Source organism: Roseivivax halodurans JCM 10272 (assembly GCF_000521785.1).
GTDB classification, from domain to species: Bacteria; Pseudomonadota; Alphaproteobacteria; order Rhodobacterales; family Rhodobacteraceae; genus Roseivivax; species Roseivivax halodurans.
The window spans coordinates 1-1,004 of sequence record NZ_JALZ01000121.1; the positions used below are offsets into that span (position 1 = coordinate 1).

Genomic DNA, 1,004 nt, shown 5'->3' on the forward strand with positions numbered 1-1,004 from the left:
ACCTATGCGGCGCTGGCGCTGCTTGCCGCGTTCTTCGCACTGCCCTTCGCGTGGCTCGGCAGCCTCGCGCTGCGGACCCCGTCGGAGGTCTATCTCGGAGCCGCGCGTTTCGTGCCCGAGGATCCCACGCTCGGCAACTTTGCCACGATCCTGTCCGACCCGGCCTTCCTGATCTACCTCTGGAACGGGCTGAAGCTTTCCGCCTCGGGTGGGGCGCTGGCGGTGGCTCTGGCGATCCCCGCTTCCTACGCCTGCTCGCGCATTCCCTTTCGCGGCCAGGGCGCGATCATGATCGGGCTCCTGGCCGTGCAGATGATCTCGCCGCTCGTGATCCTCGTTCCCCTATACCGCTGGATGACCATTCTGGATATTCTGAACCTCGATCTGTCGGTGATCGCGGTCTACGGCGCGCTTGGCATGCCGCTGGCGGTGTGGCTTCTCAAGGTTGCCTTCGATGCCATACCGAAAGAACTCGAAGAAGCCGCGTCCATCGACGGCGCATCCCGGCGGACGATCCTCGCGCGGATCACGCTGCCTCTTGCTCGGCCCGGCATCGCCTCGGCCTTTATCCTTACTATGGTGATGAACTGGTCACAGTTCCTGATCCCGTTCGTGTTGCTCGAGCGGGATTCGGATTGGCCGATCTCCGTCGCGATCTTCAACTTCGCGGGGTCCACCAGCGCCTCGACGACGCAACTGCTGGCGGCCGCCTGCCTCATTGCGGTGCTGCCCGCCGTCGCGGTCTTCGTCATGCTGCAACGCATGATCGTGTCGGCCCTGATTGCCGGCGCGGTGAAGGGTTAGTCCTCGACCCGCATCGCCTCGGTCTCGATGAGCAGCTGCACCTCGTCGCCCACGAGGCCATTTTCGACGCCATAATCCATTCCCCACTCGCTACGACTGAGGTTGCCGCGCACCGAAAGGCCCAGCGTGAAACGCCCGTGTCCGAATGGATACTCGGCAGCCTTGTTCAACGTGACATCGAGTACGAGCGGGCGGGTTTC

2 protein-coding genes are annotated in these 1,004 nt (G+C 63.8%); one reads left to right on the plus strand and one right to left on the minus strand.

All coding sequences use genetic code 11. The features are described from left to right. On the plus strand, window positions 1–804 hold an 804-nt coding region (locus OCH239_RS21410), incomplete at its 5' end, for a carbohydrate ABC transporter permease (protein ID WP_037267555.1). Here OCH239_RS21410 and OCH239_RS22485 read toward each other — a convergent pair. Next, a partial coding sequence (locus tag OCH239_RS22485; RefSeq protein ID WP_162150052.1) for a YceI family protein occupies window positions 801–1,004 on the minus strand: 204 nt, incomplete at its 5' end. The two genes, OCH239_RS21410 and OCH239_RS22485, sit on opposite strands and share 4 nt — an antisense overlap.